The following is a 14554-nucleotide window of genomic DNA, read 5'->3' as shown; positions in this document are numbered from 1 at the left end:
GTGGCATCGGGTTTTCGCATTGCCGCCGACATCGGCGGAACCTTCACCGACATTGCCTGCCTTTCCGCGGACGGGCGGCTCCTCACACGTAAGGTGCCGTCGACGCCGGAGGATTATGCCACCGCGATCATTGAGGCGATCAACGATCTCGGTGACGCCGAGGGCGGCGTCCGTTTTGACGAGGTCCTGCATGCGTCGACGGTCGCCACCAATGCGATCCTCGAGGGGAAGGGGGCGAAGACCGCCCTCATCACCACCGAAGGCTTTCGCGACGTGCTCGAACTGCGCCGCATCCGCGTGCCGCGCCTCTATGAGCCGCTTTACGAAAAGCCCGCGCCGCTCGTTCCCCGCCGCCGCCGCTTCGAGCTGGCCGAGCGCATGGACGCGCGCGGCGATGTCCTCAAGCCGCTCGACCCAGAGGCTGTCGAGGCGCTGATCGACAAGATCGCGGCGCTCGACGTCGATGCTGTCGCGGTCTGCTTCCTGCATTCCCACATCAACCCGGCGCACGAACAAATGGTCGGCGCGCGCTTGCGGGCGCGGTTGCCGAAGACGTTCATCTCGCTCTCCTGCGAGGTTCTGCCCGAGATACGGGAGTACGAACGCACCTCGACCACCGTCGCCAACGCCTACATCGGCCCGCCGGTGGCGGATTACCTGCGCTCGCTTTCGAACCGGCTGAAAGCAGCGGGGCAGGATGGGCGGCTGACCATGATGCAAAGCTCGGGCGGGGTTCAGCTGATCGAGCAGATCATCGCGAAGCCCGCCACGGTGGTGGAATCCGGTCCCGCCGCTGGCGTCGTCGGCGCCGCCCGCATGGGCGCGCGCGCGGGCTATGACAACATCATCACCTTCGACATGGGCGGCACGACAGCCAAGGCCGCGATGATCGAGGCGGGGCGGATCAACGCCACCAGCGAATACGAAGTCGGCGGCGGTATTTCGCTCTCGGCCGGGCTCACCAAAGGCGGTGGCTACGCGCTGAAACTGCCGGTGATCGACGTTTCCGAGGTCGGCGCGGGCGGGGGCTCGATGGTGCGCATCGATGCCGCCGGAGCGCTGAAGGTCGGTCCGCAATCCGCCGGATCCTCGCCCGGACCGCTCTGCTACGATCAGGGCGGGACCGCGGCCACGGTGACCGACGCGAATGTGACGCTCGGCTATCTCAATCAGGACGCGCTGGCCGGCGGCACGGTGCCGATCCGCGCGGCTGCCAGTCGAGCCGCTTTCGAGACCGAGATCGCGCCGCATCTGGGCTGCGATGCCCACGAGGCCGCCTTCGGCGTGCACAAGCTCGCCAACGTCACGATGATGCGGGCGGTGAAGGCGGTCAGCACCTATCGCGGGCGCGACCCGCGTGACTTCACGCTGTTCTGCTTTGGTGGCAACGGCGGGGTGCACGGCGCGATGATCGCCCGCGAGCTCGAGATGACCCGCGTCGTGGTCCCGCCTGCCGCCGGCGTCTACTCGGCGGTCGGGCTGCTCTTTGCCGATCTAGAGGCCACCCGGGCGCGCGCCTTCCTCGGTCTGCTCGACGCCGAGACCGCACCCCGGGCGGAAGCGCTCCTGCGGGAGATGGAAGCCGAGGTGCGGACCGAGCTCGATCAGGCCCGGCCCGAGCTGCGCTGGTCCGCCGATCTTCGTTACGCCGGTCAGGCCTTCGAGCTGCAGATCGACCTGCCGCGCGACGGCGCGCTGGCAGATGCTCTCGGCACCGTGCGGGAGACCTTCGAGGCGGAACATCGCCGCAGCTACGGCCACCTGCTCGACGGCGCGATCCAGATCGTCAACCTCCGGGTGCTGGGCGCGGTCGCGCCGCGAACCGCCGGCGGCATGGCGCTTCAGGAGCGCAGCCGGCCTGCCGAGGGCACGCACCGTCCGGTCTATTTCGGCGCCGAGATGGGCCTGCGCGACACGCCGGTGCTGCATCGCGGGGCGCTGGCCGAAACTCCGGTCCAAGGGCCGATGATCATCGAGGAATACGAGGGCACCACCGTGGTGCCGCCGGACGCCACGGTGTTCCGTGACGGCTACGACAATATCGTCATCAATTTCGCCCGGGAGGCCCGCATATGAGCCGCCAGATCGACCCGATCCTGCTGGAAGTGCTGAAAAACGGCTTCGAGGCCATCGCCGACGAGATGGCGCTGATCCTGATGCGCACCGCGCATTCCCCGATCGTGCGGGACGCGATGGATTACTCCACCGCGCTTTGCAACGCGCGCGGCGAGACCATCGCGCAGGGTGTCACCACGCCGATGCACCTCGGCAGTTTCTACGACGCGATGAACCACCTGGTGCAGACCTTCAAAGGCCGGATCAAACCTGGCGACGTGTTCGTGGGCAACGATCCCTACATTATCCAGGGGCAGCACCTGCCGGACATCTACGTGATCGAGCCGATCTTCGCCGAGGGCCGGATCTGCGCCTGGGCCACGACCATTGCCCACCACGCCGATGTCGGCGGTCTGGTGCCGGGCTCGAACTCGATCGGCGCAACCGAGATCCATCAGGAGGGCCTACGCCTGCCGTTCCTCAAGCTGGCCGAGGGCGGTGTCGAGAACCCGATGCTGTTCGAGATCATCGCCGCCAACGTGCGCGTGCCGGAGCAGGTGATCGGCGACCTTCGGGCGCAGATGGCGGCCGCGCGTGCCGGGCGTCAGGGCTTTGCCAAGCTGCTCGAGCGCTATGGCGCGAACGAGATCGAGGCCTATACCGAGGCGCTGCAGGATCAGGCCGAGCTGTTTTCGCGCAAGGCGATCGAAGCGATCCCCGACGGTCGCTACAGCTTCGTCGATCACATCGACGGGCTTGGTGCCGATCCCGAGCCGATTGAGCTGCATCTGACGCTCACCGTTTCGGGCAGCGAGATCACTGCCGACTGGACCGGCACCAACAAGCAGGTCAAGGGCGGCATCAACGCACCACTCTCGTTCTGCAAGTCGAACGTCTATGCGGCGCTGCGCTCGATCATGCCCGAAGAAGTGCCGAACTGCCACGGCTACACCCGGCCGATCACCGTGACCGCGCCTCCGGGTACGCTGGTGAGCTGCGTCTACCCGGCGCCCTGCGGCGCGCGGGGCATCACTGGCTACCGCATCATCGACTGCATTTTCGGTGCGCTTGCCGAGGCGCTCCCCGACAAAATTGCGGCTGACAATACCGGCGGCTCCACCCTGCCGAGCTTTGGCGGTCAACAGGGCGGCAAGCCCTTCGTGTTCTCGGAATGCGTGATGGGGGTCTGGGGGGCGACCTCGGCCCATGACGGGCAGTCCGGGGTCCCCCATATGGGCTCGAACCAGTCCAACGTTCCAATCGAAATGATCGAGGCGGACTACCCGCTGCGCATCGAACGCTATGGCTTCGTTGCCGATACCGGAGGGGCGGGCGAGTTCCGCGGCGGCGTCTCGATCCAGCGGGAATGGCGTTCGCTGGCCGATGACACCTATTTCGGGGTGCGGTCGGACAAAGCAATCCACCCGCCGCACGGCCTGTTCGGCGGCGGCGAGGGCAAGCCTGCCTTCACCGAGATCGAGGCGGGCAACACGCTGCGCGCGATGCCGCCGCTGGCGACGCAGGCCGAGACACTGAACGCTGGCGCGTTGGTGCGCCATCGCATGGCCGGGGGCGGCGGCTATGGCGACCCGCTGCGGCGCGATCCCGTCCGCGTAGCCGAGGATGTGCTCGACGGGCTGGTCTCGGTCGCGGCCGCAGCGACCGCCTACGGCGTGGTGCTGTCCGACCCGGCCGCAGGCACGGTCGATGAGGCCGCAACCGCGGCGCTCCGTGCCGACATGCGCGCAACGCAAGGGACCGGCGGCTGAGCCGTCCCGACAGACCAAAAGATTCAGGAGCCTCCCATGCCCAACCGCATCACCAGTCAGATCGATCCGTTCTCGCCAGAGTTCCGCGCTGATCCCTTCAGCGCCTATGCCGAACTGCGCAGTCTGGGAAAGGTCGTCTATCTCGAAAAGTACGGTATCTGGTGCGTCCAGCACTACGATACCTGCCAGAAGGTGCTGACCGATTACGACACCTATTCCAACGCCGGTGGTGGCGGCATTCGCAACCTTTTCACGGAAGAGCCCTGGCGCAAGCCGTCGATCATCCTCGAGGTCGATCCGCCCGAGCACACCCGCACACGCACGGTGCTGTCGCGGGCGCTCTCGCCCAAGGTGCTGCGGCAGATCCGCGAGCGCTTCGATGCCGATGCCGCGCGCATGGTGGCCGAGGTCAAGAACCGCGGCGAGATCGAGGCGGTCAGCGCGCTGACCCGTGCCTATCCGCTCAAGGTCTTCCCTGACAGCGTTGGCCTCGCCGACGAGGGCCGCGAGAACCTGCTGATCTACGGCACCATGGTGTTCGGCGCCTTTGGCCCGGTGGTGCCGTGGTACGAGGAGTACATGGAGACCCACAAGGACGTGCCTGACTGGATCGTCCGCCGCTGCCAGCGCGACATGCTGGCCGAAGGCGGGATCGGGCAGATCATCTATGGCGCTGCTGACGAAGGAAAGATCACCGAAGAAGAGGCGATGATGCTGGTGCGCACCTTCCTCTCTGCGGGCGTCGATACGACGGTGGACAGCATCGGCCTGTGCCTGTGGGCGCTGGCGCGGCATCCCGAGCAATATGCCAAACTGCGCGACGATCCCACGCTGGCCCGGAACGCTTTCGAGGAGGCGACGCGCTGGGACAGCTCCTCGCAGAGCCTGTTCCGCACCACCCTCAAGGAAACAGAGTTGGCCGGACAGACGATCGGGGCCAACGAGAAGGTGATGATCTTCATCGGCTCGGCGGGACGCGATCCCGAGCATTTCGATGATCCCGACACTTTCGACATCAGCCGCAAGATTAAGGGGCAGATGGGCTACGGCGTCGGCATCCACGGCTGCGTCGGGCAGATGTTCGCGCGGCTCGAGGCCGAGTGCTTCTTCCAGGCCTTTGCCCAGCAGATCGAAAGCATGGCGGTGACCGGTCCGACCGGGCTGCGCATGCACCCCGGCCTGCGCGGCCTGACCACATTGCCGCTGGCGCTCACGCCCAAGGCGGCCTGAGAAACCCGGTCCCCGGACAAGAGACAGGAGGCGACATGCCCAACGTAACCTTTATCGCCGATGACGGCACCGAAACGGTGCTCGACGTGGCCGTCGGAACCTCGATCATGGAAGCCGCCGTGATGAGCAATGTGGACGGCATCATGGGAGAGTGCGGCGGCTCGATCAATTGCGCCACCTGCCACGTTTACGTGCAGAACGCGGGCGGCTTTGCCTTGCCCGACGTCGGCGAGGTGGAAAACGAGATGCTCGATGCCACGGCCGCCGAGCGGCGGCCCGAGAGCCGGTTGTCGTGCCAGCTGATCATGAGCGAGGCGATGGCGGGGCTGATCGTCCGGCTCCCTGACGCACAATACTGAAAGGCGTGGCGCAAGCAGGACCCCCGGGAATGGAGACGCGCAGCTACGTCCAGCTCGATGCCGTTCGGCTGGCGGGCGACCTGCGGGCCGGGCGGCTCTGCGGGAATGCGGTCTTGGCCGCCGCGCGTCGCCGCATGGCCGAGGTCGACCCTGGGCTGCAGGCAATCTGCGAACACTTCGATCCTCCGGTGCGCGCAGAGGTGGCCAGCTCTGAACAGCCGGCCGGTCCGTTGACCGATGCGTTGGCGGGCGTGCCGATGCTGATCAAGGATCTGCATTGCGCGGTGGCGGGCCGCCCAACTGCCAACGGCAGCGGCTTTCCGGCTGCGCCCGCGGCGCAAAGCAGCACCGTGGTCGACCGCTATCTGCACGCCGGGGCCGTACTGCTGGGCCGGAGCCACAGTCCCGAGCTTGGCGGCACCTCGGGGTGCGAAAGCCGGCACCATCGGCTTTCGACGCGCAATCCCTATGCGCCGGACCTGTCCTCTGGTGGGTCGAGCGGCGGTGCCGCCGTCGCCGTGGCCACCGGGATCGTGCCGATCGCCCACGCAAGTGATGCGGGCGGCTCGATCACCATTCCGGCCGCACTTTGCGGGCTCGTCGGGCTGAAGCCGAGCCATGGGCTCGTGCCGCTTGGCCCCGAACGCATCGAAGGGGCCGGGGGCATGGCTGCGCAAAACGCGCTCACCCGCACCGCGGCCGACGCGGCGCTGGCCCTCGCAGTGGCCGCCAACCGGCCCGATCTCGCTACCCCCGCGCCGCTTGCCGGACGCCCGCGCATCGGTCTGGTGCTGCAGGCCGCCGATGGCGGCGCAACCTGCGATGCGATTGCGGGGCGGCTCGCGGCTCTTGCGGAGCGGCTGGCGGCGCTGGGGATGGACGTGGCCGAAACGCGCCTGCCGCCGATCACGCCGGAGCTCTCCGAGGCCGAGCGCAGGGTGCGTCTGGCTTCTCTCGCCGCCACCGTCGCCGCGATGGAGCAGGCCGCCGGGCTGTCCGCCCTGCCGGGGCATTTCGAACCCGCAACCTGGGCGCGGATCGAGGCCGGTCGCAAGGTGACCGGCGCCGACGTGCTGTCGGCGCGCGAGACCATCCTGGCCTACCGAGACCGCGTCCTTGCCTGCTTTAAAACCTACGATCTGCTGCTCAGCCCGGCGCTCAACGCCGCCGCCCCGCATCCCGGGGCGCTGTCGCTGATGCGCCCGGATCATGAGACCGGACCGCGCAACCGCGACTACACCTGCTTTGCGCGACCCTGGAACCTGACGGGCTTTCCGAGCCTGTCGCTGCCGCTGATCCGCGACCCGCGGAACCGCCCCGAGGGCGCGCTCTTCGCTGCCGCGCCGGGGAGTGACGCGCTTTTGCTCTCGCTGGCGGCTTGGGCCGAAGCCAGCATCGGCTGGCAGCATGACCACCTGACAACAATCTACCACCCCGAAAGAAAGAGTTCTCCATGACCCGCGTTCTTATCGCCGGCGGCGCAACCGGAATTGGTGCCGCAGCCGCCTTGGCTTTTCTCGAACAGGGCGCGACGGTCACCGTGTGCGATCTCAACGCCGAGGGGCTGGCCGCGCTCGAAACCGCCACGCAGGAAAAGTCCGGGACGCTCCGGACGCGCGTTCTCGATCTTGCCGAGCCGCTTGCGCCGGCCCGGGCAGTGGAGTTCGCGGTCGATCAGCAGGGCGGCATCGACTGCCTGTTCGTCAATGCCGGGCTGATGCTCTCGGCGGATCTGGAACATTGGACCGCCGAGATGTGGGAGCGGTCGATCGCGGTGAACCTGTCGCTGCCGATGTTCCTCACCCAGGCCGCGGTGCCGTATCTGCGTGCATCGGACAACCCGTCGGTGATCTTCACCTCGTCCACCGGCGGCCTGCGCGGTCATGCGGGAATGCCGGCCTACCATGCCACGAAGGCCGGGGTGATCGGGCTGGTGCGCGCGCTTGCCGACGAGCTTGGTCCGGACGGGATCCGGGTCAACGCCCTTCTGCCGGGCTGGGTCGACACGCCGTTCAACGATACCTTCTGGGAGCATCAGGACGATCCGGCTGAGGTGCGCCGCAAGATCGAAAGCGGCATCCCCATGCGCCGCCACGGCACTCCGGAGGAACTCGCGGGAAGCGTGCTCTATCTTGCCTCCTCGGCCGCCCGCTACGTCACCGGGACGCAGCTGGTGGTTGATGGCGGCTATACCGCAGTCTGAAGGAGCGTTCGAATGTTCACCCTTGCCGATCCGTTCTCGTCGCCGCTTCGTCCCGTCATGGAGGGCCGGCGCGGCGCGATCTCCTGTGAGAACCCTCTGGCTGCCGCGGCCGGTCTGCGCGCCTTTGAACGCGGCGGCGGCGCGGCGGATGCGCTGATCTCGGCGCAGGCGGTACTGGCGGTGATCTCGCCGGATGCCTGCGGGCTCGGGGGGGACATGCTGGCGCTCGTGCACGCGGCAGACGGCGACGTGACCGCGATCAACGGCACCGGCTGCGCCCCGGCGGGCTGGGCCGGGGAACCGATCGAGGGTGCCAACGCAATCACCGTGCCGGGGCTGGTCGGCGCTTGGACCACCCTGCACTCGACTTATGGCACCCTGCCTCTGGCCGAATTGCTCGCCCCGGCCATCGCCTTGGCCGAAGAGGGGTTCCGCGTGACCTCCTACCTCGCCGGAGCGCTGGTCGCGCAGCGGGCTCGGCTGGTAGCGGGCGGGGCCGAGAACTGGCCGCTCTTCGACCGCAAGAAGGGGGATCTGGTTCGCTTGCCGGAGCTCGCCGCGCTGCTGCGCGCGGTGGCTGACCACGGCGCGGCGGCAATCTACGAGGGCGTCATGGCTCAGGCGGTGGAGCGCGCGGTGAGACCGCTCGGCGGGACCCTGAGGGCCTCGGACCTCGCGTCACACGAGACAGTGGTGAGCGCGCCGAACAGGACCGACTGGGCCGGACTTACGGTGATGACACAGCCGCCGATGACGCAGGGCATTCTGCTCAACCTGTCCCTTGAAGCGCTCGAAGAGGCGTCTCCGGCAGCGGGCACACCTCTGGATCATGCGGGGATCGAGCTCACCGAGGCGGCCTTCGCCTATCGCGCCCGAGCAGGCGAAGGCATGGCGCTGATGTCCGAAGCGCTGACCTATGACCCCGAGCGGGCGCTGCACCGCGGCGGGCCGCGCGCCTACCTGCACACCGCGGGCGTGGCCTGCGCCGATGCCGACGGATGCGTGGTCTCGTCGCTGGTCAGCGTCTTCGACGATTTCGGAAGCGCGGTCTATGTGCCCGAGGGCGGCTTCATGCTGAATAACCGCGCCGCCGGGTTCGGCGAGGCGCCGAATGACGTCGCTGCCGGAAAGCGCCCGGTGCATACGCTCGCCCCGGCTCTGCTGACCGGCCCGGAGGGGGCCGTCTGGGCGCTGGCCACGCCCGGTGCCGATGGGCAGGTTCAGACTTTGCTGCAGGTGTTGTCCCGGGCACGGCTCGCGGGCGAAGACCTCGCCGCAGCGGTCGGCGCGCCGCGATGGAGGTCGGAAAACGGGCGTCTGCTGATCGAAGCGTCGCATCCGGAGATCGAGGCGCTTGGTGCCCTCGGCCATGCTGTGAAGATCCTACCCGCAGGTGATCTGCGCTTCGGCGCAGTCGTGGCAGCGGGGCTGCAGGGAGGCACCCCGCGTGCTCTGGCCGACTGGCGTCGGTTGACGACGGCTGGCGTGGTCTAGGCTCAGGACCCATTGATTGTGCCAGAGGGGCATGATTCACCGTGCGAAAACAGAGTGGTGATATGTCTGATCTCTTCTGGCTGAGCGATGCGCAGATGGCGCGTCTGGAGCCCTATTTCCCGAAGTCCCACGGCAAACCGCGCGTTGATGATCGGCGCGTTCTCAGCGGGATTATCTTCATCAATCGCAATGGGTTGCGCTGGAGAGACGCGCCAAGGGAATAGGGCCCCCACAAGACGCTCTACAACCGCTGGAAGCGTTGGAGCGACAAGGGCATCTTCGCGAGGATGATGGCGGGACTGGCTGCCGGGCACGGCGAGAAAAAGACCGTGATGATTGACGCAACCTACCTGAAGGCTCACCGAACGGCGTCCAGTCTGGCCGCCAAAAAGGGGGGCCTGGCCGCCTGATCGGACGGACCAAGGGCGGCATGAACACGAAACTGCATGCCATTTGCGACAGCCAGGGGCGTCCCCTCAACCTATTCGTCACAGCAGGCCAGGTGAGCGACTACGTCGGCGCGCGGGCGCTTTGCGACAGTCTGCCGGATGTCGACTGGCTGCTTGGGGATCGCGGCTACGACGCCGACTGGTTTCGGGAAGCGTTGAAAGACAAAGGGATACGCGCCTGCATCCCCGGACGAAAACAGCGCAAGGCGCCGGTGAAGTATGACAAGCGCCGCTACAAACGCCGAAACCGGATCGAGATCATGTTCGGCAGGCTCAAGGACTGGCGCCGCGTTGCCACTCGCTATGATCGATGCCCGAAGGTCTTCCTGTCAGTCATCGCCCTCGCCGCTACTGTGATCTACTGGCTATGAGTCCTGAGTCTAGGATAAAAACACATAATTCGACCTTATCCGAACCATCTTAGCATGGTCGAGCCTGAGAAGGTGTTCAGAACAGGTGCTTTTGTGGGTCGGCACAGAACGGCTTTGTCAAAAGCCTTTAACCGGGCACCGGTCCAGCGCCATCGAGGCGCACGGCAGCCTCGGCGTCGACGTCGACGAACTCGAGTCTTCCCGACAGCCGAAGCACCCGGTCGCGGCGACTCTTGGCCATCAGGTTTGCCATTTCCACAAGCCGTGCCGCGTTGGTAACGAGACTCATGGCGAGGTTCTGGCTACGCTTCGGCGTCGGCGAGCGCAGCAACGAGATATCGAGCACCGCCGCCAGCCCGCCAAGGCTGTCGAAAATCGGCGCGGCCGTGCAGCTGAGCGTGGTGTGCGCGTTGCCGAAATGATCGTCCTGATGCACGGTCACCGGCTCCTGCATGACGATGCAGGCGCCGACCCCGCAAGTGTCGGCAAGGTCCTCGGACCAGTTCGACCCAAGGTGGAGGCCAGCGCCCCGCAGCTCATCGACGAAGAGGTCATCACCGAAAAAGTCGACGCAGACCCCCTTGGCATCGGTGAGCAGCAGAACGTAGTTCTGCCCCGCGACTTGCCAGAACAGGCTTTGCAGGCTGGAGCGCGCTGCACTGATCATCCATTACGCCTGCTTGTGCTGATCCCGCAGTTCGCTCTCGGTGACGATATAGGCAGGATCACGCCGCATCGGGTCCATGCCGTAGAGTTCGACCCATCTCCGCCAAGAGGCCGAAACGAACCCATCTCTCCCTGTCTGATGTCCGGCGTCAGCGCCTATGGGACATCTGAATTGATTTCGGAAAGGAGGGTATTGACTGGCATCAAGGCCGGTCAGAATATCCCGTCGGTCCGACAGTTGATGTGGATCTCGGGCAACGAGGCGGTGTTCGACAGGCCGATCGCTTCCATCACTAGATGCGCGACCTCTTCCGGCTGGGTCATCTGCGCCGCGGCTCTGCTGCCCGCAGCGGCGGTTTCGCCCATGTCGGTCGCCACGAGGCCGGGGCAGACCGCGGTGGCGCGGATGCCATGGTCCCAGCCCTCGTAGCGCAGCGCGTGGGCCAGTCCGACGGCGGCGAACTTGCTGACCGAATAGAGCCCGGACCCGGCCGAGGCCACCCGCTTGCCGGAAAGCGATCCGAGGATGATGACGCGGCCGCGGCCCGCGGCCTTCAAGGCGTCCCAGCTCGCCATGGCCAGCCGCCGCGGCGCGCGCAGGTTCACTTCCAGCAGGGTGTCGACCTCGGCCTCCGGGGCCTCGACGATGCTGCTCGAGGTGAACAGCCCGGCGCTTGCGACGATGGCGTCGATCCGGCCGTGCTGCGCCATGACCGCCTCGGCCCAGGCCGCCTCGGCATCGCGAACGGTCGCGTCGTAGGCGAAGGTGTCGAGCAGGGCGGGATCAAGCCCCTCCGGCACGCGGGCGGGGTCGCGCAGCCCGAGGCTCACGTGCCAGCTGAGGGCCTGCGCCGCGCGGGCGATCTCGGCGCCGATCCCCCGGCTGCCGCCGGTGAGCATCATTACGGGGCTGTCGGTCATGGTGGGTCCTTTCGGTCAGTGGGTCAGTAGGCCAGCGAGGGCAGCCAGAGCGTCAGCGCCGGAAACAGGATCAGGATCAGCAGCGTCGCGAGGTCCATCAGCAGGAACCACCAGATGCCCCGGAAGATCTCGGGCAGGGTCACAGCGTTGTTGAGCGCACCGTTGATCATGTAGACATTGAGCCCAATCGGCGGCGTGACAAGACCGATCTCCAGCAGCTTGACGATGATGATGCCGAACCAGATCGCGTCGATCCCCGTGGTCTGCACCAGCGGGACGAGGATCGGCAGGGTCAGCAGCAGCAGGCCGATGGAATCGATCAGCATGCCGAGAACCAGGTAGATCAACGTTACCGCAAAGAGGATCCACCAGATCTCGCTGCTGACCGAGAGGATCGCGTTGGAAAAGGCCGTGGGCAAGCCCGACAGGGCGAGGAAGCGGGTGAAGAACAGCGAGCCGATCAGGATGATGAAGATCGACCCCGTGGAGACCACCGCCTGCGTCACTGCCTCGATCACCGCGGCGCGGGTGAGCTTGCCGCGCAGCGCCCCGATCACCGCCGCGAAGAAGGCGCCGAGCGCGCCCGCCTCGGTGGGCGAGAAGACGCCCGAGAAGATGCCGCCCAGCACCAGCAGAATCAGTGTCGGCAGTGGCCACACGTCGCGCAGCGCCTCGCGGCGTTCCTCATCGGTCGGCGGCGGCGGGGTTTCTCCGGCCAGCGACGGGTTCAGCGTCACCCGGGTGACGATCATCGCCATGTAGATCAGCGCCGAGAGAATGCCGGGAATGAAGCCCGCCATGAAGAGCTGCCCGACCGAGACCTGCGCGTAGACGCCGTAGAGGATCAGCAGCACCGAGGGCGGGATCAGCGAGCCCAGCGTGCCCGAGGCGGCGATGGTGCCGGTGGCAAGTCCCTTGTCGTAGCCCTGTTTCAGCATTTCCGGCACCGCCATGCGCGACATGGCCGAGGCGGTGGCGACCGACGAGCCCGAAGCCGCCGCGAAGAAGGCGCAGGCCCCGACCGAGGTGATCGCCAGCCCGCCCGGCAGCCGCGCGAGATAGAGCCGCAGCGACAGGAAGAGGCCGCGGGTCATGTCGGTCGAGGAACACAGGAAGCCCATCAGCAGGAACATCGGCGCCGCCGACAGTTCCCATTGCCCGACGTAGTCGAAGGGGGTGGCCGAGATCATCCCCCAGGCGACGCTCATGTTGAACATCTGCGAGATGCCGACGATGGAGACGAGGCCAAGCGAGAGGCCGATCGGCACGCGCAGCGCGATCAGAACTAGCGCGACGACGGTGCCGAGAATGCCGATATCGAGATTGCTCATGGGTTCAGATCCTCTCGGCGGTTACAGCGCGCGCCGCAGCGCTACGGATTTCAGCAGGTTCGACAGCACCGCCAGCCAGATGCCGGCGAAACCCAAGGGCAGTGCCCAGCGGGCGGGCCAGATGTAGAAGGTGAAGTTGCTCATCGCCTCTTCGGCGCGGCGGGTGGCGCTGATCGCGTCCTGAGCGGACTGCCAGAAGAGCATCCCAAAGAAGATCAGCCCCAGCGCGCAGGCCAGCACGTAGAGCCCGAGCTGCACGGTCTGCGGCAGCATCTTGGCGAAGAGATCCACCCGGATATGCTCGCCGCGCAGCTCGACGTAGCCCAGCGACAGGAAGACGATCACCACCATGTAGTAGTAGGAGACGATCTCGAGCGTGCCGATGAGCCGGCCGTCGAAGAAGAACCGAACCGCCACGTCCGTGGTGATATGGACCATCATGAGAAGCATGAAGGCGCAGGCGAGCGCCATGACAGCGCGGTTTGTCCAGCGGATCAGGGCGTGCATCGGGGCATCTCCTTGGGGCGTGCGGAAACAGGGGCCCGGGTGAGGGGCCCCTGACGGTTCGGATGCGGGGACGTTACTCGACGCCGTAGGTCGCCGGGTCGATGTCGCCGTAGATCTCGGACATGGCGAGCTCGGTCAGCGCGTCCTCGTCGGAGGTGTCGACCTCGGCCAGGAGTGCGGTCCATTTATCCATCGTGGCGCGGAAGTCGTCGATCACCGGCTTGGCATCACTCAGCCCGTAGGTTTCCGTTGCCTTGTCGTAGACGCCGTCGAGCGTCTTGGCGCGGAACTCCTCGACCGAGGCGAGCAGGTCGGCCTCGGGCTCGTAGATGTTGCCGCCCTTGTCCCTGGCGGTCTCGAGGGCGGCTTCGGCCTGTGCGGTGTAGTTGATGATCATCCGCGCCATCGACCGGGCCGAGGCTTGCATGAAGACTCCGCGTTGCTCGGCAGTCAGGCCGGACCAGAAGCCGGGGTTGAAGCCCCAGTTCGGCCCCGACCAGTACATGCCGGTGGGCAGGAGGGTCGTGTGCTCGGCCACTTCCATGAGCGAACGGTCCACCAGGTCGTTGGCCGCGTTGGTGGCGCAGTCGAGTGTGCCGCGCTCGATCCCCGTGTACATCTCGGAAGAAGGCACGTTCACCGGAGTGCCGCCCGCGGCCTCGACCCAAGCCGAGACGGCGGAGCCGGCGGTGCGGATGCGCTTACCCTTCAGCTCGGCCAGGGTGCGCACCGGCTCGGCGCACATCAGGATGTAGGGCGGGGTGGCATAGGCGCCGAGGTAGACGATCCCCTGGTCCTGCCATTCCGCCAGCTGCGCGGCATTGTGCATCGAGAAATCGGCCACGGCGAAGATCGCGGCCAGCGGATCGGAATAGTTGAAGCCAAGCTCCTGGACCGCGTTGGCGACAGGCAGGTCCGAGGGCGTGTAGATGGCGGCGTGGTGGCCGACCTGCACGACGTTGTCGCGGATGCCCTGCATGGTGGCGCGCGGGGCCAGCAGCACCGTGCCAGTGAAGACCTGTGGGGCGAGATCGCCGCCGGATAGGTCCTTAACGATCTCGGCCCATTCGGTGTAGCCGTATTTGGCCAGCGGATGCTGCGCGTCGTAGAAGGTGTTGGCGATGAAATCCGTCGCCAGGGCAGGGCTTGCGAGTACGCCGGCGAGCAGCGTGGTGGTCAGGAACTTCTTCATGTCTCTC

The 14554-nt window shown here is 66.7% G+C and carries 11 protein-coding genes and 2 pseudogenes; 8 read left to right on the top strand and 5 right to left on the bottom strand.

Annotated elements, in window-relative coordinates; all coding sequences use genetic code 11:
- The 8 genes and pseudogenes from G0Q01_RS12610 to G0Q01_RS12575 all read left to right on the top strand — a co-directional run bounded on the left by G0Q01_RS12610 (position 1) and on the right by G0Q01_RS12575 (position 9930).
- The gene (locus G0Q01_RS12610) at positions 1-2076 is read left to right on the top strand and encodes a hydantoinase/oxoprolinase family protein (RefSeq protein WP_164213486.1); all 2076 of its coding nucleotides are present in this window, start codon (positions 1-3) and stop codon (positions 2074-2076) included.
- Complete coding sequence (locus G0Q01_RS12605) at positions 2073-3824, top strand: hydantoinase B/oxoprolinase family protein (protein ID WP_164213485.1); 1752 nt, start codon at positions 2073-2075, stop codon at positions 3822-3824. Before G0Q01_RS12610 ends, G0Q01_RS12605 begins: the two co-directional genes overlap by 4 nt.
- Positions 3825-3860: 36 nt before the next feature.
- The gene (locus tag G0Q01_RS12600; RefSeq protein WP_164213484.1) at positions 3861-5054 is read left to right on the top strand and encodes a cytochrome P450; all 1194 of its coding nucleotides are present in this window, start codon (positions 3861-3863) and stop codon (positions 5052-5054) included.
- Between the two features lie 35 nt (positions 5055-5089).
- Complete coding sequence (locus tag G0Q01_RS12595; protein WP_164213483.1) at positions 5090-5413, top strand: 2Fe-2S iron-sulfur cluster-binding protein; 324 nt, start codon at positions 5090-5092, stop codon at positions 5411-5413.
- Between the two features lie 29 nt (positions 5414-5442).
- Positions 5443-6870: an amidase gene (locus G0Q01_RS12590; protein ID WP_164213482.1), complete on the top strand. Its 1428-nt coding sequence runs from the start codon at positions 5443-5445 to the stop codon at positions 6868-6870.
- On the top strand, positions 6867-7616 hold the full coding sequence (locus G0Q01_RS12585) for an SDR family NAD(P)-dependent oxidoreductase (protein WP_164213481.1): 750 nt from the start codon (positions 6867-6869) through the stop codon (positions 7614-7616). Before G0Q01_RS12590 ends, G0Q01_RS12585 begins: the two co-directional genes overlap by 4 nt.
- Positions 7617-7628: 12 nt before the next feature.
- Positions 7629-9110 carry a gamma-glutamyltransferase family protein gene (locus G0Q01_RS12580; RefSeq protein ID WP_164213480.1) on the top strand — a complete coding sequence of 494 codons (1482 nt, stop codon included), beginning with the start codon at positions 7629-7631 and terminating at the stop codon, positions 9108-9110.
- 62 nt (positions 9111-9172) lie between these two features.
- Positions 9173-9930 (top strand): annotated as a pseudogene (locus G0Q01_RS12575) (IS5 family transposase).
- A 130-nt stretch (positions 9931-10060) separates the two neighbouring features.
- Here G0Q01_RS12575 and G0Q01_RS12570 read toward each other — a convergent pair.
- The 5 genes and pseudogenes from G0Q01_RS12570 to G0Q01_RS12550 form a co-directional block, all read right to left on the bottom strand.
- A pseudogene (locus G0Q01_RS12570) lies at positions 10061-10756 on the bottom strand (sigma-54-dependent Fis family transcriptional regulator); the annotation flags it as partial.
- A gap of 53 nt (positions 10757-10809) precedes the next feature.
- On the bottom strand, positions 10810-11517 hold the full coding sequence (locus G0Q01_RS12565) for an SDR family NAD(P)-dependent oxidoreductase (RefSeq protein WP_164213479.1): 708 nt from the start codon (positions 11515-11517) through the stop codon (positions 10810-10812).
- Positions 11518-11540: 23 nt separating this feature from the next.
- A complete protein-coding gene (locus G0Q01_RS12560) occupies positions 11541-12848 on the bottom strand; it encodes a TRAP transporter large permease (protein WP_164213478.1) in 1308 nt (435 codons plus the stop codon).
- 21 nt (positions 12849-12869) lie between these two features.
- On the bottom strand, positions 12870-13355 hold the full coding sequence (locus G0Q01_RS12555) for a TRAP transporter small permease subunit (protein WP_164213477.1): 486 nt from the start codon (positions 13353-13355) through the stop codon (positions 12870-12872).
- Positions 13356-13428: 73 nt separating this feature from the next.
- Positions 13429-14547: a C4-dicarboxylate TRAP transporter substrate-binding protein gene (locus G0Q01_RS12550; RefSeq protein WP_164213476.1), complete on the bottom strand. Its 1119-nt coding sequence runs from the start codon at positions 14545-14547 to the stop codon at positions 13429-13431.
- Positions 14548-14554 lie beyond the last annotated feature (7 nt).

Source organism: Salipiger sp. PrR007 (assembly GCF_010499845.1).
GTDB classification, from domain to species: domain Bacteria; phylum Pseudomonadota; class Alphaproteobacteria; order Rhodobacterales; family Rhodobacteraceae; genus Salipiger; species Salipiger pacificus_A.
Note: the sequence above shows the minus strand (reverse complement) of the source record. Positions and strands in the feature narration are given on the sequence as shown.

Coding starts and splice junctions, on each gene's coding strand:
- G0Q01_RS12595 (WP_164213483.1), top strand. CDS start 5,090: ATGCCCAACGTAACCTTTATCGCCGATGACGGCACCGAAACGGTGCTC.
- G0Q01_RS12605 (WP_164213485.1), top strand. CDS start 2,073: ATGAGCCGCCAGATCGACCCGATCCTGCTGGAAGTGCTGAAAAACGGC.
- G0Q01_RS12555 (WP_164213477.1), bottom strand. CDS start 13,355: ATGCACGCCCTGATCCGCTGGACAAACCGCGCTGTCATGGCGCTCGCC.
- G0Q01_RS12585 (WP_164213481.1), top strand. CDS start 6,867: ATGACCCGCGTTCTTATCGCCGGCGGCGCAACCGGAATTGGTGCCGCA.
- G0Q01_RS12560 (WP_164213478.1), bottom strand. CDS start 12,848: ATGAGCAATCTCGATATCGGCATTCTCGGCACCGTCGTCGCGCTAGTT.
- G0Q01_RS12565 (WP_164213479.1), bottom strand. CDS start 11,517: ATGACCGACAGCCCCGTAATGATGCTCACCGGCGGCAGCCGGGGGATC.
- G0Q01_RS12600 (WP_164213484.1), top strand. CDS start 3,861: ATGCCCAACCGCATCACCAGTCAGATCGATCCGTTCTCGCCAGAGTTC.
- G0Q01_RS12580 (WP_164213480.1), top strand. CDS start 7,629: ATGTTCACCCTTGCCGATCCGTTCTCGTCGCCGCTTCGTCCCGTCATG.
- G0Q01_RS12590 (WP_164213482.1), top strand. CDS start 5,443: ATGGAGACGCGCAGCTACGTCCAGCTCGATGCCGTTCGGCTGGCGGGC.
- G0Q01_RS12550 (WP_164213476.1), bottom strand. CDS start 14,547: ATGAAGAAGTTCCTGACCACCACGCTGCTCGCCGGCGTACTCGCAAGC.